This is a genomic window from Pseudomonas sp. GW821-FHT11D10, from assembly GCF_058808435.1.
The window spans coordinates 61555-80748 of the sequence record NZ_JBXARR010000009.1 but is presented as its reverse complement, the minus strand read 5'-3'; the positions used below and the strand labels follow the sequence as shown (position 1 = coordinate 80748).

18 protein-coding genes are annotated in these 19194 nt (G+C 60.0%); 6 read left to right on the top strand and 12 right to left on the bottom strand.

All coding sequences use genetic code 11. The features are described 5' to 3' along the window. Positions 1 to 16: 16 nt before the first annotated feature. On the bottom strand, positions 17 to 2407 hold the full coding sequence (locus AC1RT4_RS23385) for a DUF3772 domain-containing protein (RefSeq protein ID WP_493088176.1): 2391 nt from the start codon (positions 2405 to 2407) through the stop codon (positions 17 to 19). Positions 2408 to 2565: 158 nt separating this feature from the next. Between AC1RT4_RS23385 and AC1RT4_RS23380 the strand changes: the two genes are divergently transcribed. From AC1RT4_RS23380 to AC1RT4_RS23365, 4 genes are all read left to right on the top strand, one after another. Beyond that, positions 2566 to 2907, top strand: a complete 342-nt coding sequence (locus AC1RT4_RS23380) for a hypothetical protein (RefSeq protein WP_115077593.1) — start codon at positions 2566 to 2568, stop codon at positions 2905 to 2907. 99 nt (positions 2908 to 3006) lie between these two features. Beyond that, a complete protein-coding gene (locus AC1RT4_RS23375; protein WP_493088174.1) occupies positions 3007 to 4263 on the top strand; it encodes a TolC family protein in 1257 nt (418 codons plus the stop codon). After that, the gene (locus tag AC1RT4_RS23370; protein WP_493088172.1) at positions 4260 to 5507 is read left to right on the top strand and encodes an efflux RND transporter periplasmic adaptor subunit; all 1248 of its coding nucleotides are present in this window, start codon (positions 4260 to 4262) and stop codon (positions 5505 to 5507) included. Before AC1RT4_RS23375 ends, AC1RT4_RS23370 begins: the two co-directional genes overlap by 4 nt. Next, a complete protein-coding gene (locus AC1RT4_RS23365) occupies positions 5504 to 8674 on the top strand; it encodes an efflux RND transporter permease subunit (RefSeq protein ID WP_493088170.1) in 3171 nt (1056 codons plus the stop codon). Before AC1RT4_RS23370 ends, AC1RT4_RS23365 begins: the two co-directional genes overlap by 4 nt. Positions 8675 to 8738: 64 nt before the next feature. Here AC1RT4_RS23365 and arsH read toward each other — a convergent pair whose 3' ends face one another. From arsH to AC1RT4_RS23330, 7 genes are all read right to left on the bottom strand, one after another. Then, the gene (arsH, locus tag AC1RT4_RS23360; protein WP_493088168.1) at positions 8739 to 9428 is read right to left on the bottom strand and encodes an arsenical resistance protein ArsH; all 690 of its coding nucleotides are present in this window, start codon (positions 9426 to 9428) and stop codon (positions 8739 to 8741) included. A gap of 11 nt (positions 9429 to 9439) precedes the next feature. After that, the gene (locus AC1RT4_RS23355) at positions 9440 to 9910 is read right to left on the bottom strand and encodes an arsenate reductase ArsC (protein ID WP_493088166.1); all 471 of its coding nucleotides are present in this window, start codon (positions 9908 to 9910) and stop codon (positions 9440 to 9442) included. A gap of 25 nt (positions 9911 to 9935) precedes the next feature. Beyond that, positions 9936 to 11219, bottom strand: a complete 1284-nt coding sequence (locus AC1RT4_RS23350) for an arsenic transporter (RefSeq protein ID WP_493088164.1) — start codon at positions 11217 to 11219, stop codon at positions 9936 to 9938. Between the two features lie 22 nt (positions 11220 to 11241). Beyond that, on the bottom strand, positions 11242 to 11589 hold the full coding sequence (locus tag AC1RT4_RS23345; RefSeq protein WP_493088162.1) for a metalloregulator ArsR/SmtB family transcription factor: 348 nt from the start codon (positions 11587 to 11589) through the stop codon (positions 11242 to 11244). Positions 11590 to 11692: 103 nt separating this feature from the next. Continuing rightward, on the bottom strand, positions 11693 to 12340 hold the full coding sequence (locus tag AC1RT4_RS23340) for a hypothetical protein (protein WP_493088160.1): 648 nt from the start codon (positions 12338 to 12340) through the stop codon (positions 11693 to 11695). 25 nt (positions 12341 to 12365) lie between these two features. Then, entirely contained in the window at positions 12366 to 12986 is a 621-nt protein-coding gene (locus AC1RT4_RS23335; RefSeq protein WP_493088158.1) for a LysE family translocator, read from the bottom strand. A gap of 43 nt (positions 12987 to 13029) precedes the next feature. Beyond that, positions 13030 to 13497 carry a metallophosphoesterase family protein gene (locus AC1RT4_RS23330; protein WP_493088156.1) on the bottom strand — a complete coding sequence of 156 codons (468 nt, stop codon included), beginning with the start codon at positions 13495 to 13497 and terminating at the stop codon, positions 13030 to 13032. 157 nt (positions 13498 to 13654) lie between these two features. Here AC1RT4_RS23330 and AC1RT4_RS23325 point away from each other — a divergent pair, with 157 nt between their 5' ends. After that, the gene (locus AC1RT4_RS23325) at positions 13655 to 14527 is read left to right on the top strand and encodes a TIR domain-containing protein (protein ID WP_493088154.1); all 873 of its coding nucleotides are present in this window, start codon (positions 13655 to 13657) and stop codon (positions 14525 to 14527) included. Between the two features lie 299 nt (positions 14528 to 14826). Here the strand turns inward: AC1RT4_RS23325 and AC1RT4_RS23320 are convergent, their stop codons facing one another. The 3 genes from AC1RT4_RS23320 to AC1RT4_RS23310 form a co-directional block, all read right to left on the bottom strand. Beyond that, entirely contained in the window at positions 14827 to 15657 is an 831-nt protein-coding gene (locus tag AC1RT4_RS23320) for a TIR domain-containing protein (RefSeq protein WP_493088152.1), read from the bottom strand. Positions 15658 to 15717: 60 nt separating this feature from the next. Further along, the gene (locus AC1RT4_RS23315) at positions 15718 to 16584 is read right to left on the bottom strand and encodes a TIR domain-containing protein (RefSeq protein WP_493088150.1); all 867 of its coding nucleotides are present in this window, start codon (positions 16582 to 16584) and stop codon (positions 15718 to 15720) included. A 287-nt stretch (positions 16585 to 16871) separates the two neighbouring features. Further along, on the bottom strand, positions 16872 to 17234 hold the full coding sequence (locus AC1RT4_RS23310) for a DUF6124 family protein (RefSeq protein WP_085690553.1): 363 nt from the start codon (positions 17232 to 17234) through the stop codon (positions 16872 to 16874). Positions 17235 to 17709: 475 nt separating this feature from the next. Here AC1RT4_RS23310 and AC1RT4_RS23305 point away from each other — a divergent pair, with 475 nt between their 5' ends. Further along, positions 17710 to 18249, top strand: coding sequence for a GNAT family N-acetyltransferase (locus tag AC1RT4_RS23305; protein ID WP_493088148.1), 540 nt, complete (start codon positions 17710 to 17712; stop codon positions 18247 to 18249). A gap of 20 nt (positions 18250 to 18269) precedes the next feature. Here the strand turns inward: AC1RT4_RS23305 and AC1RT4_RS23300 are convergent, their stop codons facing one another. After that, positions 18270 to 19166, bottom strand: a complete 897-nt coding sequence (locus tag AC1RT4_RS23300) for a LysR family transcriptional regulator (RefSeq protein WP_493088146.1) — start codon at positions 19164 to 19166, stop codon at positions 18270 to 18272. Positions 19167 to 19194 lie beyond the last annotated feature (28 nt).

The following is a 19194-nucleotide window of genomic DNA, read 5'->3' as shown; positions in this document are numbered from 1 at the left end:
GACGGCACGTTCTCCGTCAGCTCCCCGGCTGCGCCGGCTTCGCCAGTTCTATCCCCGCCGCCCCCAACCGCTTGAGGATCTCGAACAACAAATCACTCTTGGTCGTCCCGACAATCCTCGGGCTCGCAACATACCCGGTCACCGTCAACGTAATCCCGTCCGGCGTCAGCTTGCTGAAACGCACGAACGGCGCCGGTTTTTCGAGGATGGTTTCGTGTTCCTTGTAGGTGTCGAACAGCAGGTTCTGCACTTGTTCGGGGTCGATATCCAGCGGGAACATCAGCTCGAGCGTCGCCACGCCCTGGGCGCTGCCGCCGAGGGTGACGTTGCGCAGGTTCTGCGAGATCAGTTGCGAGTTGGGCACGATCACGATCGAGCGGTCGCTGAGCTGGATTTCGGTGGCGCGCACGTTGATCCGGCGGATGTCGCCCTCGACGCCGCTGATGCTGATCAGGTCGCCGACCTTGACCGGGCGTTCGGTGAGCAGGATCAGCCCGGAGACGAAGTTCTTCACGATCTCCTGCAAGCCGAAGCCGATGCCCACCGACAGGGCGCTGACGATCCACGCCAGGTTGGTCCATTGCACACCCAGCGAGGACAGGGTCAGCAGGATCACCACCGCATAACCGATGTTGGAAAACAGCGTGCTGAGCGAGGCGCACATGCCCGGGTCCATGTCGGTCTTGGGCAGGAACTCGTTGTCGAGCCAACGGCGCAGGGCGCGGATCAGGTAGATGCCGATCAGCAGCGCGAGCATCGCATTGAGCAAATGGCCGGGGACGATGTTCAGTTTGCGCAGGCCCGCTCCGCCGAGGATCGTGCCGATGTTGTTGGCCAACTGGCCCAGAGTGGTGCCGATCCCTCCGACAAACAGCGTGATGACCGCCAACAGCAACAGTGCAGCGCGACCGAAACCGGCCAACAGGGTCGAAGCCTGTTCGAGACGCCGATCACCCACGCCGAGCAGCTGTTTCAGCGCCTTGCCGCTTGAATGGCGGGGTGAGAAGAAATACTCGCAGCTGTCCTTGAGCAACTGCATCAGCAGGTAAAACCCGGAAAACACGATAAACGCCCACACCAGTTCGTAGGTGATGAACCGCGCCAGCGAAACATACCCCGTCAGCAGGGCGCCGAACGACAGCACCATCGCCAGGGTGGCGACGGTGTAAATCACGCCGGCGAAGGTGTTGCCCGTCACCTGCGTATCCCCGGCCGCCACCAAGACCTTGCGCACTCTGCCGACACGCATCAGCAACGTCGTGACGATACCCAGCACCACCAGCGCAATGATGCCTCTGCCTGCGATCACGATCTGGCTGCTCATGCCCGAGGCATTGCTGACCTGCACCGCCGTGACCAGTACCAACAGCGTCGCAGCCAGGATCCGGGCAAACGGCTGCAGCGTATCGGCGACCTCGTCGGCCACCCCCGGCAGCCGCCACGACGGGTGCTCGGTGGACAGCAACGCGCGGCTCAGGCCGGTGATCAGCACGCAGGCGTAAACGACTTTCTCGAACTCATCGGAAAACGTCGCCAGCATCGGCGGCAACGGCACGTGACGGGTGCAGGCGTAATACAACAACTCCAGGGCGATGGCGGTGGTCGCGAGTGTCGCCAGGGCCGAGGCAAACGCCAGTGAACTGCGACGCAGCCGACCCTCCGGCATGCGATGAATACACACCCAGGCCATCCAGCGGCCAGCGAGCCGCCGTCCAAACGTCCAGACGATGAACGCCAATATCACCAGCAGCGCGGTGTAAAAACGCTGGCCGGGTTGCCAGGCCTCGGTGCCGGTCTGTTGCACCTGTTCGACGAAAAACCGCAGGCGCTGGCGGTCATCCGCCGATGGATTGAAAAGGGGCGTCCAGAAGCCGGGATTCAGAATGCTGTGGGTGCTGAGCGTCAGTTCGCTTTCGAGCAAGGTGCGGCGGATGCCGGCGATCTGGGTGATCAGATCCGTGGCGCTTTGCTTGAGGGTGGCGAGGTTCTTGAGTGCGGTATCGACTTTGGTTTTCTGCTCGATCAGCGTCGCCCGTTGCGCCGCGATATCGGCTTGTTCGGCAGCGACCGCTTCGGCCGGTGCGGCACCGAGCACGCCCAGTTGCACGGTCAGTTGCGCTTGCTGCGGCAACAGCGAGGCCGACAGCCGATCGATGTCCAGAATGAACGTCTGCACCCGGTCCTGCGGGCCTTCGAGCTGGTTGTAATTGTTGGCGGACGAAATCTGCTGCTTGAGGCCGTCGAGGCGCAGTTGCAAGGCTTGCAGATCGCTTTGCGTGACGCCGGGGAGCGGGGCGCCGGTGCTGACATCGGGAGTGCCGGGCGAGTCGGCGGCCGACACCGCCACGAACCCCGAACCGAGCACCAGCAGGGCGATGAACATCAATGACTTCAATGCATTACGCATGGGACTGGCCGATTCCGGTTGATCACACAAACATTGAGGTTAGGTGATCGGGCGCCTGCTGCATCATTTTCTGCTGCTAATCCTGGCTTAATGCGTGTCCGGTGAGATCGCCGGGCAGCCGATTGTAGGCGCCCGTTTTCACGACTAGACTCCCGGCCATGAAACGCTATCTGCGGTTTTGTCTCGTTTTCCTGATCAGCCTGGCGCTTCCCCTCAGCGGGATGGCGGGCGTGCAGGCACCGACAGAACCCTGCCCGATGCAAGCCATGGGCATGGCGATGATGGACGGCATGAACATGGATTGCTGCCAGGACATGAAAAGTCCTGTCGACCATGGTTCCCCCTGCAAACCCGGCCAGGAGTGCAAGACCGGCGGCCTGCTGCAAGTCGCGATCCTCAAGCCGCCCGTTACCGTATTCAGCCCTGTCACGCATTCGTTCTTCAGTGATTCCCTGCCCGTAGCGGCCCCGTCCGGGGTCTGGCGACCGCCCCGCACCTGATTCCTGTCTCCCCTTGAAGCTCATTCCGCCCAGGCGGAGTGATTTGGCTGTGCGCGTGTTTTTCGCCGCGCGCAGTGGACGATCACAGGAATCGTAAACATGACATTCAAGTGCAATTGCACGGGTTGGCCTCTGGTGGCCGGCCTTGCGGCAAGCGTGCTCGCGTGGCCGGGTTTCGCCACCGCGCTGACGCTCGATCAAGCGCTGCGGCTGGCCGAAAACAATGCGCCGTCGCTGACCGCACAAGATCAGAAAATCCAGGCCGCCAGCAGCGCGGCGATTCCGGCCGGCGAGTTGCCCGATCCCAAGCTTGTGCTCGGTTTGCAGAACTACCCCGTGGGCGGACCGGATCGCTGGAGCGTCGATCAGGACTTCATGACCATGCAGATGGTCGGTTACCGGCAGGAGATGCCCAACGCAGACAAGCGCAAGGCGCGCATCGAGGTTGCCGACGCAGCCATTGAACGCGCGGCGGCCGAGCGCCGCGTCGAGCGTTTGAAGGTGCGTCAGGCGACGGCGCTGGCGTGGATCAGCGGCTATTCGGTCGAGCGCAAGGAAGCGTTGCTCCAGGCCTTGTTCAAGGAAAACCGTCTGCTGAGCGAGACCGTCCGGGCGCAGATCGCCGGTGGCCGCGCGCAACCTGCCGACGCAGTGACGCCGAAGCAGGAAGCGGCCCGACTCGCCGAGCAACAGGACAACCTGACCCTCGAGCGCACCCAGGCCCGAGCCGCGCTCAAACGCTGGATCGGCGTAGCTGCCAACGACAAGCCCGAAGGCGGTTTGCCCGTGTGGCCGGTCGATGCCTCGACCTTCAATCATCAACTGCAACACCACCCCGAACTGGCCGCTTTCGCCCCCATCACCCGCGAAGCCCAGGCCAGGGTGCAAGAGGCGGTGTCCGAGAAAAAGTCCGACTGGAGCTGGGAAGTGGATTACCAGCATCGGGGTAGGGAGTTTGGCGACATGGTCAGCGTGCAGTTTTCCTGGGATCTGCCGCTGTTTCCCGAGACGCGGCAGAACCCGAAAATCGCCGCCAGACAGGCCGAGGTCAGCCAGTTGCAAGCCGAGCGCGAAGCCCTGTCCCGCGAGCACGCCGAGCAGCTTGAAAACCAGTTGGCCGACTACCAGCGCCTTGATCGTGCCGTGCGCCGCACCGAGGACAGCCTGGTGCCGCTGGCCAGAGAGAAAGTCGATCTGAGCCTGGCCAGTTATCGCGCCGGCCAAGGCGATTTGAACGCGGTGGTCAGCGCCCGTCGCGAACTCATCGAGGCCCGCCTCAAACAGATCGACATGGAAGAACAACGCGCGCTGACCGCTGCGCGTCTGCATTTCGCTTATGGGGAGACCAGCCTGTGAACCTTAAACAATGGAACGGCGTGTGGCTGGCCGGCCTCGCGCTGGCGGTGGGCGTGGGTGGCGGTTACGGATTGGCCTATGAGCGAATGAACGGAGTAACGGCTTCAGCCTCCGCGCCGAGCACTGAGCCCAAGGCCTTGTACTGGTATGACCCGATGTACCCGCAGCAGAAGTTCGACAAACCGGGCAAGTCTCCCTTCATGGACATGCAACTGGTGCCGCGATACGCCAGCGGCGCGGAGGGCAGTGCGACCGTCAGCATTGATCCGGGATTGAGTCAGAACCTCGGTCTGCGTGTGGCGCCGGTCAGTCGCGGCGCCTTCACTTCGAGCCTCGATGTGAGCGGTGTGCTGGCGTTCAACGAGCGCGATGTCGCGGTGATTCAGGCGCGCACCAACGGGTTTGTCGAGCGTGTCTACGCCCGTGCGCCGGGAGACGTGCTCACGGCTGGCGCGGCGTTGGCCGACATCCTCGTGCCGGAATGGACGGCGGCCCAGAGCGAGTTTCTGGCGCTCAGGCGCAGCGGCGATGCCGACCTGATCGCGGCGGCGCGCCAGCGGTTGCGGCTGACCGGGATGCCGTCGAGTCTGATCGCTCAGGTGGAGCGCAGCGGCAAGGTGCAGTCCGAACTGACGGTCACCAGCCCTTTGGGCGGCGTGTTGCAAGAACTCGATGTGCGGGCTGGCATGACCGTGGCGAGCGGTGACACCCTGGCGCGGGTCAACGGGCTGAACAGTGTCTGGCTCGCTGTGGTGGTGCCGGAATCAGAGACCGGTTCGGTTGCCGTGGGCCAGGCCGTCGAAGCGCGCCTGCCGGCCTTTCCCGGTGGCGTGTTCAACGGAACGGTCAGCGCGATTCTGCCGGATACAAACTCGGACAGCCGCACACTGCGCGTGCGGGTCGAACTGGCGAATGTCGATGGCCGCTTGCGGCCGGGGATGACGGCGCAAGTGCGGTTGAACCGATCGACCGGGCAAGACAATCTGTGGGTGCCGAGTGAAGCCGTCATCCGCACCGGCAAGCGCGCCCTGGTCATGCTCGCCGAAGACGCGGGGCACTATCGCCCGGTGGAGGTGCGGCTCGGTCAGGAAAGCGCCGGCAGAACGGTGATCCTCGACGGCCTGGCAGAAGGGCAGAGCGTCGTGACGTCCGGCCAGTTCCTGCTCGATTCCGAGGCCAGTCTCAAGGGCATCGTCGCCGAGCCGCTTGAAACGAGCGGGAACGTTTCGGGGAGCCAGCCATGATCGCCGCGCTGATTCGCTGGTCCGTCGCCAATCGTTTTCTGGTGCTGCTGGCGACGCTGTTTGTCACGGGCTGGGGCGTGTGGTCGGTGCAGAGCACGCCGATCGATGCGTTGCCGGATCTGTCCGATGTGCAAGTGATCATCCGCACGCCGTACCCCGGACAGGCGCCACAGATTGTCGAGAATCAGGTGACCTATCCGCTGACCACCACCATGCTCTCGGTGCCGGGGGCGAAAACCGTACGCGGTTATTCGTTCTTCGGTGACAGCTTCGTGTACGTGCTGTTCGAGGACGGCACCGATCAATACTGGGCGCGCTCGCGGGTGCTGGAGTACCTGAGCCAGATCCAGAGTCGCCTGCCGGCCAGCGCCAAACCGGCGCTGGGTCCGGATGCCACCGGGGTGGGCTGGATCTATCAGTACGCGCTGGTGGATCGCAGCGGCGGGCATGATCTGGCGCAGCTTCGGGCGTTGCAGGACTGGTTCCTCAAGTTCGAGCTCAAGACCCTGCCCAACGTCGCCGAGGTCGCCACCGTCGGCGGCATGGTCAAGCAGTATCAGGTGCAGCCCGATCCGGTGCGGCTGGCCAGTTTGGGTATCACCCTGGCGCAGGTGCGCGAAGCCATCGGCAAGGCCAATCAGGAAACCGGTGGCGCGGTGCTGGAAATGGCCGAAACCGAATTCATCGTGCGCGCTTCCGGCTACCTCAAGACGCTTGATGACTTTCGGGCGATCCCGCTCAAACTTGGTGCTGGCGGGGTGCCGGTGACCCTCGGTGATGTCGCAACGGTTCAGACCGGGCCGGACATGCGCCGGGGCATCACCGAGCTGGACGGCCAGGGCGAAACCGTCGGCGGCGTGGTAATCCTGCGCAGCGGCAAGAACGCCCGCGAGACCATCGCGGCGGTCAAGACCAAGCTCGATGACATGAAAAGCAGCCTGCCGCCCGGCGTGGAGATCGTCACCACTTACGATCGCAGCAAGTTGATCGATCGCGCCGTGGAAAACCTCAGCCACAAACTGCTCGAAGAGTTCATCGTCGTCGCGCTGGTGTGCGGGATCTTCCTTTGGCATTTGCGCTCTTCGCTGGTGGCGATCATCTCGCTTCCGGTGGGCGTGTTGATCGCTTTTATCGTGATGCGTTATCAGGGGCTGAACGCCAATATCATGTCGCTGGGTGGGATCGCCATAGCCATTGGTGCGATGGTGGATGCGGCGGTGGTGATGATCGAGAACGCCCACAAGAAGATCGAGGCGTGGCACGCGGCCAATCCGGGGCAGGCACTCAAGGGCGAGCGCCATTGGCAGGTGATGACCGACGCGGCAGCGGAGGTGGGGCCGGCGCTGTTTTTCTGTTTGCTGATCATCACGCTGTCGTTCATTCCGGTGTTCACCTTGCAGGCCCAGGAAGGGCGGCTGTTCGGCCCGCTGGCGTTTACCAAGACTTACGCCATGGCGGCGGCAGCGGGACTTTCGGTGACGCTGGTGCCGGTGCTGATGGGGTACTGGATTCGCGGGCGGATTCCGGATGAACGCCACAACCCGCTCAACCGCTGGTTGATCCGGATCTATCAGCCGGCGCTCGACGTGGTGTTGCGCCGGCCGAAATTCACCTTGCTGGTAGCGCTGTTGGTGTTTGTCAGCGCGGCCTGGCCGATTTCGCGGCTCGGTGGTGAATTCCTCCCGCCGCTGGACGAGGGTGATCTGCTGTACATGCCTTCGGCCTTGCCGGGTTTGTCGGCGCAAAAAGCCGCGCAGCTGTTGCAGCAGACCGATCGGCTGATCAGGACCGTGCCCGAGGTCGAGCACGTGTTCGGCAAGGCTGGCCGCGCGGAAACCGCTACCGACCCGGCACCGCTGGAGATGTTCGAAACCACCATCCAGTTCAAGCCTCATGAGCAATGGCGCCCGGGCATGACCCCGGAAAAACTCGTGGAAGAGCTGGATCGCGTAGTGCGAGTGCCGGGCTTGACCAACATCTGGATTCCACCGATCCGCAACCGCATCGACATGCTCGCCACCGGGATCAAAAGCCCGATCGGCGTTAAGGTCGCCGGCAATGATCTGGCCCAGATCGACGCCGCGACCCAGGCCGTCGAACGGGTGGCCAAAGGTGTGCCCGGCGTCAGTTCGGCACTGGCCGAGCGCCTGACCGGTGGCCGCTACATCGACGTGGATATCGACCGCAACGCCGCTGGCCGCTACGGGCTGAACATCAGCGATGTGCAATCCATCGTCGCCGGTGCCATTGGCGGGGAAAACGTCGGGGAAACCATCGAAGGGCTGGCGCGGTTTCCGATCAACATCCGATACCCGCGAGAGTGGCGTGATTCGCCCGGCGCGCTGGAGCAATTGCCGATCTACACGCCTTCCGGCAGCCAGATCACCCTTGGCATGCTGGCGAAGATCAAGGTCACGGACGGCCCGCCGATGCTCAAGAGCGAGAACGCCCGGCCGTCCGGTTGGGTGTACATCGACGTGCGGGGGCGGGATATCGCTTCGGTGGTGGCCGATCTGCGTCGCGCCGTCAGTGAACAGGTTAAATTGCAGCCCGGCATGAGCCTGAACTATTCGGGGCAGTTCGAGTTTCTGGAACGGGCCAACGCGCGGCTGAAACTGGTAGTGCCGGCGACGTTGCTGATCATCTTCGTGCTGCTCTACCTGACGTTCGCCCGCTTCGATGAGGCGCTGCTGATCATGGCCACGTTGCCGTTCGCATTGAGCGGCGGTGCGTGGTTCCTGTATCTGCTGGGCTACAACATGTCGGTCGCGACCGGGGTTGGCTTTATTGCGCTGGCCGGGGTGTCGGCCGAGTTCGGCGTGATCATGCTGCTCTACCTGAAAAACGCCTGGGCCGAGCGCGAAGACCTCGGTGACCACTCCGAACGCGGGCTGGTCGCGGCGATTCGCGAAGGCGCCGTGCAACGCGTGCGTCCCAAGGCGATGACCGTAGCCGTGATCATCGCCGGCCTGTTGCCGATTCTGCTCGGCAGCGGCACCGGCAGCGAAGTCATGAGCCGCATCGCCGCGCCCATGGTGGGCGGTATGGTCACGGCGCCGCTGTTGTCCCTGTTTGTCATTCCGGCGGCGTATCGCCTGATGCGCCGCCGGCAGTTGCCCGTTGAAAACAAGTCACCTGAAAGCGGCGGTGCTGCCATCCAGTCGTAGCCAGCTGACGAAAAAAAACCGGTGCGAACGTTCGCACCGGTTTTTTTATTGTGAGGGTTGGTCATCAGATCGACCGCTGATTGACCCGCTGCATCAATTCCTCCGCCGATTCCTTGCGCTCGGAATAGCGATCCACCAGATCCGGGCGATCACGCAGCAACAGCGTGAATTTCACCAACTCATCCATCACGTCCACCACCCGGTCATACAGCGCCGAGGGTTTCATGCGATTGCCTTCGTCGAATTCCAGATAAGCCTTGGGCACCGACGACTGATTGGGGATGGTGAACATGCGCATCCAGCGGCCCAGCACGCGCAGTTGATTGACCACGTTGAACGACTGCGAACCGCCACAGACCTGCATCACCGCCAGGGTTTTGCCCTGAGTCGGACGCACCGCGCCGAGGGCCAGCGGCACCCAGTCAATCTGCGCCTTGAACACCGCCGACATCGCGCCGTGACGTTCCGGTGAGCACCAGACCTGGCCTTCGGACCATTGCATCAGTTCGAGCAGTTCCTGGACTTTCGGGTGATCGCCCGGCGCATCGTCCGGCAGCGGTAGGCCCGAAGGGTTGAAGATTCGCGTCTCTGCACCGAAGTGCTCCAGCAACCGCGCGGCTTCTTCGACCAGCAAACGGCTGAAGGAGCGCGGGCGGGTCGAGCCGTACAGCAACAGGATGCGCGGCTTGTGGGCGCCTTCGTCACGCGTGGTTGTTTGAACCAGTGAAGGATCGAGGTTGGGCAGGTCAGTCATGTCGGCTCCGGTTACAGCGTGCTGATGCGGTCGAGCTCGCGCTTGAGGGCATCACGGTCAAGTTCGGCGAATGGCAGGGCGAGGAAGGCCCGGCAGCGAGTTTCGATTCGGGCGAGGGTGCTGCGGAAAGCGGCGTCGATGGTGCGTTCATCGCCGTGCACATCCGATGGATCTTCCAGCCCCCAATGGGCTTTTAGGGCGGGGCCGAAATACACGGGGCAGGCTTCACCGGCGGCCTTGTCGCACACGGTGATGACGATGTCCGGTGGGTTGTCCTCGAAGGCCTCGTTACCCTTGCTGCTCAACCCGGCGATGGAAATGCCGGCCGCCTGCAACGTGCTCAGGCTGCGCGGCAGCACCTGGCCCTTGGGGAAACTGCCGGCACTGACTGCTTCGAAACCGGCTGGCGCCAAATGGTTGAACATCGCCTCCGACAGGATGCTGCGGCAGCTGTTGGCGGTGCACATGAATAGAACACGCATGATGATTCCTCTTTCCAGACAGGCGTTAAACGCTCAGGCGCAAGGCCAGGGCAGACAAGGTGATGAACAGAATCGGCAGGGTCAGCACCACGCCGGTCTTGAAGTAATAACCCCAGGTGATGCGGATCCCTTTGCGCTCCAGCACGTGCAGCCAGAGCAGCGTCGCCAGACTGCCGATGGGGGTGATTTTCGGGCCCAGGTCGGAGCCGATGACGTTGGCGTAGATCATCGCTTCGCGTATCACGCCGACGGCATCACTGGCCTGGATCGACAACGCGCCCACCAACACCGTCGGCATGTTGTTCATCGCGGACGACAGCAGGGCGGTTAGAAGTCCCGTACCCAGCGCCGCGCCCCAGAGCCCGGTGCCAGCCAGATAATTCAGTGCCGCCGCCAGGTAATCCGTCAGCCCGGCGTTCTTCAGCCCGTACACCACCAGGTACATGCCGAGCGAGAAAATCACGATCTGCCAAGGGGCTTCGCGCAATACACGCCGGGTCGAAATCACATGACCCCGCGCCGCCACCGCGAACAGCAGCGCCGCGCAGACTGCGGCAATCGCACTGATCGGAATGCCCAGCGGTTCCAGGGCAAACAGACCGATCAGCAGCAGCCCCAACACGATCCAGCCGACCCGGAAAGTCAGCCGATCGCGGATGGCCAGTCGCGGATCCTGCAAGTCATCCAGTGAGTAATGTTTGGGTATGTCACGCCGGAAAAACCAGTACAGCACCGCCAGTGTGGAGGCCACGGCAACCGCGTTGACCGGCACCATCACCGAGGCGTATTCGCTGAAACCCAGGCCGAAATAATCGGCGGAAACGATGTTGACCAGGTTGGACACCACCAGCGGCAGGCTCGCGGTATCGGCGATGAAACCGGCAGCCATGACGAACGCCAAAGTGGAAGCCGCCGAGAAGCGCAGGGCGAGCAGTATCGAAATCACAATCGGCGTCAGGATCAGCGCCGCACCATCGTTGGCAAACAACGCAGAAACGGCCGCGCCCAACAACACCGTAAAGGCGAACAGACGCCGGCCATCACCCTTTGCCCAGCGGGCGACGTGCAATGCGGCCCATTGGAAAAAACCGGCTTCGTCGAGCAACAGGCTAATGATGATGACGGCAATGAACGTCGCGGTCGCGTTCCAGACAATGCCCCACACCGTGGGAATATCGCCCAGGGTCACAACCCCGCTCAGCAACGCCAGCACCGCGCCGAGCGTCGCACTCCAGCCGACACCCAGCCCCTTCGGCTGCCAGATGACCAGCACGATCGTGAACAGAAAAATGGCAAAAGCGAAAAACATGGGAATCCCGAAAGCCTGAGGCTTAGCAGCAAGCGGAGGTGTTGAGCGGGCGATCGCCCATGACCGCCAGCCGCGCGCTGTTTTCTTCCAGCCAGGCGGTGTTGGCGGCGAGCGTGGTTTCAAGCAGCGTGCGAATCCATGCCGGCAAATCAGGGTTGAGCCGGTAATAAACCCACTGGCCCTGACGACGATCCAGCAACAGACCGCAGGTGCGCAGTTGCGCGAGATGGCGGGAGATTTTCGGCTGACTGTCGTCCAGCGCGCAGACCAGTTCGCAGACACACAGCTCACCCTCACGGGTGATCAACAGCGTGGCCCGGGCGCGGGTTTCGTCGGCGAGGCATTTGAAAACGGAGGCGGGGTTGAACATGACGATGCCTTCAGTACATATGGTTGTCCGAATATACGGATATCCATATGTGCTGGGCAAGTCTTCTGTTTGATGTCTTTTGCGCGAGTGGTGTCAGAGAGGATCAAGCAAGGTAATGGGCCCGCGTGTCCTGCAGTGGGCGGGCAGTGGCGAGCGTCCGTTTGACTGCTGCCAGTTCCGAATCGGCCAGACGCGTGCCGCCCAGTTTGCAGAAAACACCGCCCGGATCGATGTGCAGCGAAAACAGGCCGATGATCTCGTTCCCGATGACTTTGACGATCAACTCCATGAACGCTTCATGCGGTGTGAGGGCGGTCAGATAGGTGAACTCCTCAACGGTAGCGCTGCCAGCCCAATGAATTTCATCCCAGGCCAGACGATCCAGGTGTACGAAGCTTTGCTGCCCCTGCAAATCCTCCGCAAGCGTTCGCAATACACTCACAAACTGCTCGCTGTTCAGGATTTCGAGTTCGTATCGATCACGACCTGAGGGAGCAATGCCGACGACTCTGGCAGTCAGGAGATAGCTCTGCGTAATCTCAGATGGCTGCTCATCCCAGCCATTCAGATCGGAAATGGGCGGGCACCAAATGACCTGGAGGGTTTCACCAACGGTGATCGTCTCGTGGTTATAAAACCGGGCCAGTGCGCGCTGACCGACACCTGGCACGAGGTCGTTCAGGTCAAGAATCGGGGCGCTGTAATCGATGCCGGAGTCTTTTGACCAGAACGTCGGGAAACAGATTTTCATGGATTGATAGTGATCCTTCAGGCCTTCAGCGCTTGCTGAACGCCAACCGCGCGGCAAACAGTACGAAAATCATCCCGGTGGTGCGATCCATCCAACGAATTACCTTCTCCCGGCGCAGAAAACCGGACAGCGGCTGCGTCGCGCCAATCAACACCAGCGACCAGATCAGCCCGAGCACCACATGAATGCTCACCAGCCCGAATGTCCACGGCACCAGCGGCTGACCTTGCGGAATGAACTGCGGCAGGAACGACACGTAGAAAATCCCGATCTTCGGATTCAACACATTCCCCAGCATGCCCTTGAAAAACCAGTTCGCATCCGGCTTGCCGTCGGCCTCGGCCGGTGCCAGCGAACGGCGAGGGCGCAACAGCATGTTCAACCCCAGCCACGCCAGATACGCCGCGCCGCAATACTTCAACAGGTTGTAGGCCAGCTCCGACACCGCAATCAACGCCCCCAACCCAAACGCCACCGCCGCGCCCCACAACAGGCAACCGGCGTTGATCCCCAACGCCGCACGCAACGCCTGCTGCTTGCCCTCGACGGTGGCGGTGCGCAGCACCAGCGCGGTGTCGAGACCGGGTGTCAGGGTCAGCAGCGTGGCAGCGAAAGTGAAGGCGAGGAGGTTGTCGGCGATGGACATGGTGCGAGGGTTCCCTGTTCTGGATGCGGGAACGGTAGCGGTTTCAGGCGAGAGGATCCAGCAGGGAAATCAGGCGCGGTTCGATGCGGTCGGGTTGTATCTCGAGGATTGCCAGGGTGACCGGCAACTTGAAACGCCGAGGGCCTGCGCTACCGGGGTTCACGTAGAGACGCTCACCGCGCCATTCGATGCAGGGTTTGTGGGAGTGACCGGTGATGATGAGCTTGATGCCCGGATCGAGATCGACGGGGACGTCGGCGATGTCGTGAACCAAGAGGGTTGGCCAGCCGTTGAGGGTGAAGGTCAGGAGGTCGGGGAGGTTTTCGGCCCATGGGCTGTTGAGGTCGTTGTTACCGCGCACGGCGTGGACGGGGGCGATTTTGGCCAGTTGGGCGAGGATGTCCGGGTTGCCGATGTCGCCGGCGTGGATGATCTGGTCACAACCCTGGAGCGCGGCGAGGGCTTCGGGGCGGAGGAGGTTGTGGGTGTCGGAGATCAGGGCGGTTTTCATGGGGGGGCTCCGTTGATGTTTCGGATGTGAGTGGCTAATTTTGGCCAATAGCTGTCATTTACAGTTTCTCCGAAAACAAGGGAATTTAGTTTACTTCGCCGTCTGAACACTTAATCTTTGATAATGCCCCTTATCCCTTACAGAAAGGATTCGCCCCATGACCCGAGCAATAACTCCTACCGAAACCGTTGCTTCAAAGAGGCTCCCATCCCCTCAAGAAATAGAAAAAGGTATTTCACGACTCGAAGAATGTATCGCTCAACTTAAATCGATAAATTTTTCCAATATAGGAAGGATTGCCAACCCAGAATTGACTGCTCTATCGGTCAGGATTACTGACACTCTCCGACGGTGTTTTGGTGACGAGAGCGCTTCATTTACTGATTTCAGTATCGCAAGCAGCATCCAAGCGGCACCTTCAATGATTTCTGATCCAAACCACTACCGTAACCAAGCAATTACCCGTACCGCTCGTTCTATCAGTCTTCTCCAAGAAGCCCAGCGAGTTTTGCGAGAGGATCTATCAGATTATGAGACTTCCTCAAAACTACAGTCCTCTGCTGCCCAGATCGCTGTGATGCCGTCAAACCGCGTATTTGTGGTCCATGGGCATGATGACGCTGCACTCCAAGGGCTTGCTCGCTTCCTCGAGAAACTGGGATTAGAAGCCATTATTCTCAAGGAACAACCAGACCAAGGCCGCACCATTATCGAGAAATTCGAGAACTCGGCGGATGATGTTGGCTTTGCGGTCGTATTGTTGACCCCTGACGATCTAGGGGGAGCAGTAAAAGCTGAGACGACGGATGCTCGAGCGCGGCAAAACGTGATTTTTGAACTCGGATACTTTGCCGGGAAACTCGGCAGAGGCCGTGTTTGTCTGCTGCGCAAAGGGCAGGTAGCGATTCCCTCGGATCTGTACGGCGTCATCTATACCGAAATGGATTCGGCTGATGGATGGAAAGCCAAGCTCGTCAGCGAGCTCAAAGCGGCGAGGTTGGACTTTGATGCGAATAAGTTTTGGCAGTGAGCGGGGTTTGAATCTAATAAAGTAGTGATGTCCCGAAAAGTACGAAAAATGGGGGCCAGAAAAGGGGACTAATTTATTTTCTGAAAAATAAATCTGAGTCCCCTTTTTCCATATCCTGAATTCACATCATTCCTGGGTGAACATCTGTCTTGGAGGAGAAACGGCATGTGTCCGCATGGCATGTTAAGCACATATGACGGCTTAATGGATTCTTCTGGGTAGGGGGAGCAGGTGGTACGGGGTGCTGAGCCGCGATCTGGAAAACTGTGGGAACTGCCTAGTTCACCGTTACTGAATCATCACATGCTAATTGAATAGCCGCGGGTCCTAAGCTCCGTAACCACTTTAAACTTCCATCCGCCATTTTGGTCATGAAGGACGTAGGCCACTCCGCTAATGTCATTCGGCGTCTCAATATCGCCTTTTACCAAGGCGCAGACATTTTCTCTACCAAGTTTGGCCATGAGGTAGCCATGCTCAAAGACAACATTCTGTCGAGCGCGGTCCTTTGGACGAGCGTTTCCTTCATGGTATCCACGGCCTTGATCGCATGGCGTATAGAGAACAAGTGCAAAATCGGCATCGTTGGTATATCGCTCTATTTTTTCGATGATCGTCATGCCTGCGTTGGCTTGCTCGTGCAGTATGATCGCTTCAAGACCGAGGCTTTCGATAAACCGACTGACCTCAACTCTCGCGAGATCATCTCTTCCGTGAACGATGAATACTTTCCGCTTGTTCCTAGCAACAACTGACGCCGGAGTAACAAATGGATCTGTAATTGAGGGGCTAATACCGTTCGGCTGAATGAACTGAGGAGGGGGAGTCGGACGCGACAGCGGAGTGAATTCCAACGAGTCTAAGAGCGGGGTGAACTGCTCTGAAAGGAACGTTCTTCGCTCGGCGTACGTTTGGTGTTGCCCCTTTATCCAAGTCCAAAAAGAATCAAGGGAGCCATGTTGCCTCACGAATGCTGGGAGTGCTGCGCTCAGTGCAGGATCACCCAGCAGTTCACGTCGAAGATGGAAATACTCATTCGGATCCGCAGCATTGCCCGTAGCTCGGGCCACTAAGAGGTTTTGTAGGTAGCTTACCTTGTCGAATGTGCTAACCAGAAATTCTATGGACACGGAGGAGTCTCTTTATCTTACAGAGTGTCATGAGGAAACACGGATTTAGGCTGAGATTGTTCAGCCCATAACCTTGTTCCAGTCGATTGTATAGCCCGCCTGTTTCAACTCGCGTGCCAGTGCGGTTTTCCACTCGCCGGACATCTCTGTCCAGACTACCCCGGCAAAGTCGGTAGGTATTTCCACTTTTCCAGATCTAAGCGCGCAGACTTTGTCACGACCCAGCGCACCAATAAAGTAACCAAGCTCCAGTAGTACATTCTGCCTCACGCGAGGTTCCACCTGGCCGCCCGCTTTGCAGCCGACATCGTCGGGCGTTAGCAGCACCACGGCCATTCCCACATCAGAGTTGTGCTCGATTTTCTCAATGATCGTGCGTCCACTATTGGCCTGCTCGTGGAGGATGATCACCTGAAGGCCGAGCTTCTCTAGGAAGCGTGCAACGGTTTCACGGACAGCTTCATCGTGCCCATGGACGAGAAAAACTCGAGAGGAGCCCGCTGATGAACTAGCTTTTATTGCTGGCGCAAGAGGGCTAGGTCCAAGGTCTTCAAGGTCCGATTTCAAGGCATTTATCGCTTGGCCTAGCAGGGCTTTCGCCGCTTCTATATTTGTTTTCGTGTGTGCTTCGTAGTTGGGCTCTGGCATTCCAGATATCCAAACCATCTGATGGTAATGCAGCTCCTGCGCCGCTTTATAACGATTGGCTGCGGTAGTGTTTACTCCGAAATAGCGCTCCAACGTATCTTCAATACTGCGCTCTAGAGCTTGGAGTTCGGGAGATGTTCCACCCTCCAATGTGTTGAGATCAAACGCATCAAGATCCGCGATTCTTTGCTCAAGCCGGTCAATTCCTTTCTGCAGCTGAGCTGCCGTCAAGTGGACCTTTGGTTGAACAACCGGGGATTGGGGGGACTTCCGAGCCATAGCTACTCCTTGGTATGCGGCTATGTCCCATCATGCCATTACGCGGGGTGGAGCAAAACTGCAAAAGGCTTAATAGCCACGATGCTGTTGTTCGTCAGCACGAATTCAAGCGTCTTCGGCACCGGCATCTTGAAGCCGTAGTCCGCATTCAGTACTAGGCTCTGTACCATTCCGGAAATAGCGTGTGTCCGCCTCTGGCCGAAAGCTGCCAGTCCCCTTGGCAGCTTCGGTTAACGCTCATTCCCTCTGTCGTTCCGAACTAGCCGGTCACCAAAGAGGACAAACGTTTAGCTCTTCACCTCAACATGATCCAACGCCTGATTCACCGCCAACTCACTCAACATCACCAACTGCGCAATCCCGATCGCAGTCTTGCGATGAGCCGGCTCCAGCGTGGCAGCAAAGTTATTGAGCATTTCGCTAGCCGATCCCAATGATTCACTGGCGTTGGCCAGGAGGGATTCAGTGTTGTAAGCCGGGTTGGCCAGGTACATGGGGTCGTGTTTGTGGTGGCTGCCCATGATGCGTTGTTGCGGGGTGAGGTAGTGGTCGAGGGCGCGTTCGGCGGCTTCGTTCAGGGTTCGGGAGTCGGGGAATTTGTAGGGGGAAACCGGATCGGTTTCTGGTGGGTTGGGTGTCGGTTTGAACATGGATGAATCCTCTAGCGCGATTACCAAAAGGAACCATCACCCTTCGCTACCAAACGTTGGGTGGCGGCCATACGCGGGTTGGTAGACCGGTCGCACTAGAACCCGGCGCCCACGAATGAGCCCCACGCATGACCACCATGAAATCCGAACCCCGAGAAAGGGCTGCACACGGTGAGGCCATGAGTCTAGAACGAAGCGGGCTACCAAACCCGATCACTGTTTTTCAGTGACCCGGAAACGATAAAACCCGCGTCCCAGACGCACAAGCCGGCGGATTCTGGCGTAGTCGTAGGCAATGACGCAAGGCGTTGTAGCCTTGAGGAAGTAACGCTGAGTGTCTTTAAACACGGACGGAGGAAACCTTTAAACAACCTCCGATGGCTCCTTCAATAACCGTCGTATTGGATCTTTCCCCGGCGCTCTGCTGCCCTAGACTGGCTCCATCCCCAGGCCACCCGGAAAGGACACCACCACCGTGCACGACTTCAACTGGCAACCCGTTTTGTCCGGCAGCACGTTAAAGCTCCGACCGCTGACCGACAGTGATTTCGAGGGCATGTTTCTGGCCGCCAGTGATCCAGGCATCTGGGCCGGTCATCCCGCCCGTGATCGGCATGAACGGCCCGCGTTCGAGGCGTATTTCGCCGCTCGATTGGCCACCACCAAAGCGCTCACCATTACCGATAGCAACTCCGGGCAGATTGTCGGGATGTCGAGTTACTACGTTCCGCCTGACCTGCCGGAGAGTATCGCCATCGGGTACACCTTTCTGGTGCGGGCGAAGTGGGGCGGGGATGCCAATCGTGAGTTGAAGGATCTGATGCTGGCGCATGCCTTCAAGGCGTACGACACGGTCTATTTCCATATCGCGCCTACAAACATTCGTTCACAAAAAGCTGCGCTGAAGATCGGTGCGACGCACTTGTATGACGCCGAGTTGCAGCTCTCCGCTGTACCCGTCTGGTGTCAGTGTTACGGATTCACGAGGGCTCAATGGGCCGGGTCAACCGATTAAATCCATGGCAGCCACAACGCTTATTCAGCCTTATAGAGCAACGCATCCACCACAACCCCAAACGCCGACGAATGCTCCCGGCGATTCGGATAGTAAAGATGGTAACCCGCAAAGGGCTGGCACCAATCCTCAAGCACCCGCACCAGACTGCCGTCAGCCAGTTCCCCGGCCACCATGTCTTCCGGCAGAAACCCCAAACCGCACCCGGCCACCGCCGCACGCAGGATCGGCACGCTGCTGTTGAACGTCCATTGTCCCTCGACCCGGGCCTTCAGTTCGTGGCCGTCCTTTTCAAAATCCCATTGCATCAGGCTGCCGTGGGTGGGCAGGCGCAGGTTGATGCAGTTGTGCGCGGCCAGATCGCCCGGCGTCATGGGAATTTGTCGGTCTTTGAAGTACTGCGGCGAGCCCACGACGGCGATGCGCAACGACGGGCCGATGGGCACGGCGATCATGTCCTTGGCCACCTGTTCACCCAGGCGAACACCGGCGTCAAAGCGCTGTGCAACGATGTCGGTGAGGGCGTAGTCGACGGTGATTTCGACCTTGATGTCCGGGTAGTCAGGCAACACCTTCAGCAGCTTGGGCCAGAGAATATTGTTCGCCGCATGTTCGGACGCCGAGATCCGCACATTGCCGGCCGGGGTGTCGCGAAATTCGCTGACCGCGGCCAGTTCCAGTTCGATCTCATCGAAGCGCGGCGCCATCGATTGATACAGGCGTTGACCTGCTTCGGTCGGCGAAACGCTGCGGGTGGTTCGCGTCAGCAGGCGCACGCCCAGCCGTGTTTCCAGACTGCGCATGGTGTGGCTCAGCGCCGACTGCGAGACGCCCAGTTGTGCGGCCGCGCGGGTGAAGCTGCCTTCGCGGGCGATGACCACGAAGGCTTGCAGGTCGTTGAGGTTGGCGCGGGACATTGATGAGAACCTCTCATGAGGGGCGCGG

Coding starts and splice junctions, on each gene's coding strand:
- AC1RT4_RS23385 (WP_493088176.1), bottom strand. CDS start 2,407: ATGCGTAATGCATTGAAGTCATTGATGTTCATCGCCCTGCTGGTGCTC.
- AC1RT4_RS23380 (WP_115077593.1), top strand. CDS start 2,566: ATGAAACGCTATCTGCGGTTTTGTCTCGTTTTCCTGATCAGCCTGGCG.
- AC1RT4_RS23375 (WP_493088174.1), top strand. CDS start 3,007: ATGACATTCAAGTGCAATTGCACGGGTTGGCCTCTGGTGGCCGGCCTT.
- AC1RT4_RS23365 (WP_493088170.1), top strand. CDS start 5,504: ATGATCGCCGCGCTGATTCGCTGGTCCGTCGCCAATCGTTTTCTGGTG.
- arsH (WP_493088168.1), bottom strand. CDS start 9,428: ATGACTGACCTGCCCAACCTCGATCCTTCACTGGTTCAAACAACCACG.
- AC1RT4_RS23355 (WP_493088166.1), bottom strand. CDS start 9,910: ATGCGTGTTCTATTCATGTGCACCGCCAACAGCTGCCGCAGCATCCTG.
- AC1RT4_RS23350 (WP_493088164.1), bottom strand. CDS start 11,219: ATGTTTTTCGCTTTTGCCATTTTTCTGTTCACGATCGTGCTGGTCATC.
- AC1RT4_RS23345 (WP_493088162.1), bottom strand. CDS start 11,589: ATGTTCAACCCCGCCTCCGTTTTCAAATGCCTCGCCGACGAAACCCGC.
- AC1RT4_RS23340 (WP_493088160.1), bottom strand. CDS start 12,340: ATGAAAATCTGTTTCCCGACGTTCTGGTCAAAAGACTCCGGCATCGAT.
- AC1RT4_RS23335 (WP_493088158.1), bottom strand. CDS start 12,986: ATGTCCATCGCCGACAACCTCCTCGCCTTCACTTTCGCTGCCACGCTG.
- AC1RT4_RS23330 (WP_493088156.1), bottom strand. CDS start 13,497: ATGAAAACCGCCCTGATCTCCGACACCCACAACCTCCTCCGCCCCGAA.
- AC1RT4_RS23325 (WP_493088154.1), top strand. CDS start 13,655: ATGACCCGAGCAATAACTCCTACCGAAACCGTTGCTTCAAAGAGGCTC.
- AC1RT4_RS23315 (WP_493088150.1), bottom strand. CDS start 16,584: ATGGCTCGGAAGTCCCCCCAATCCCCGGTTGTTCAACCAAAGGTCCAC.
- AC1RT4_RS23310 (WP_085690553.1), bottom strand. CDS start 17,234: ATGTTCAAACCGACACCCAACCCACCAGAAACCGATCCGGTTTCCCCC.
- AC1RT4_RS23300 (WP_493088146.1), bottom strand. CDS start 19,166: ATGTCCCGCGCCAACCTCAACGACCTGCAAGCCTTCGTGGTCATCGCC.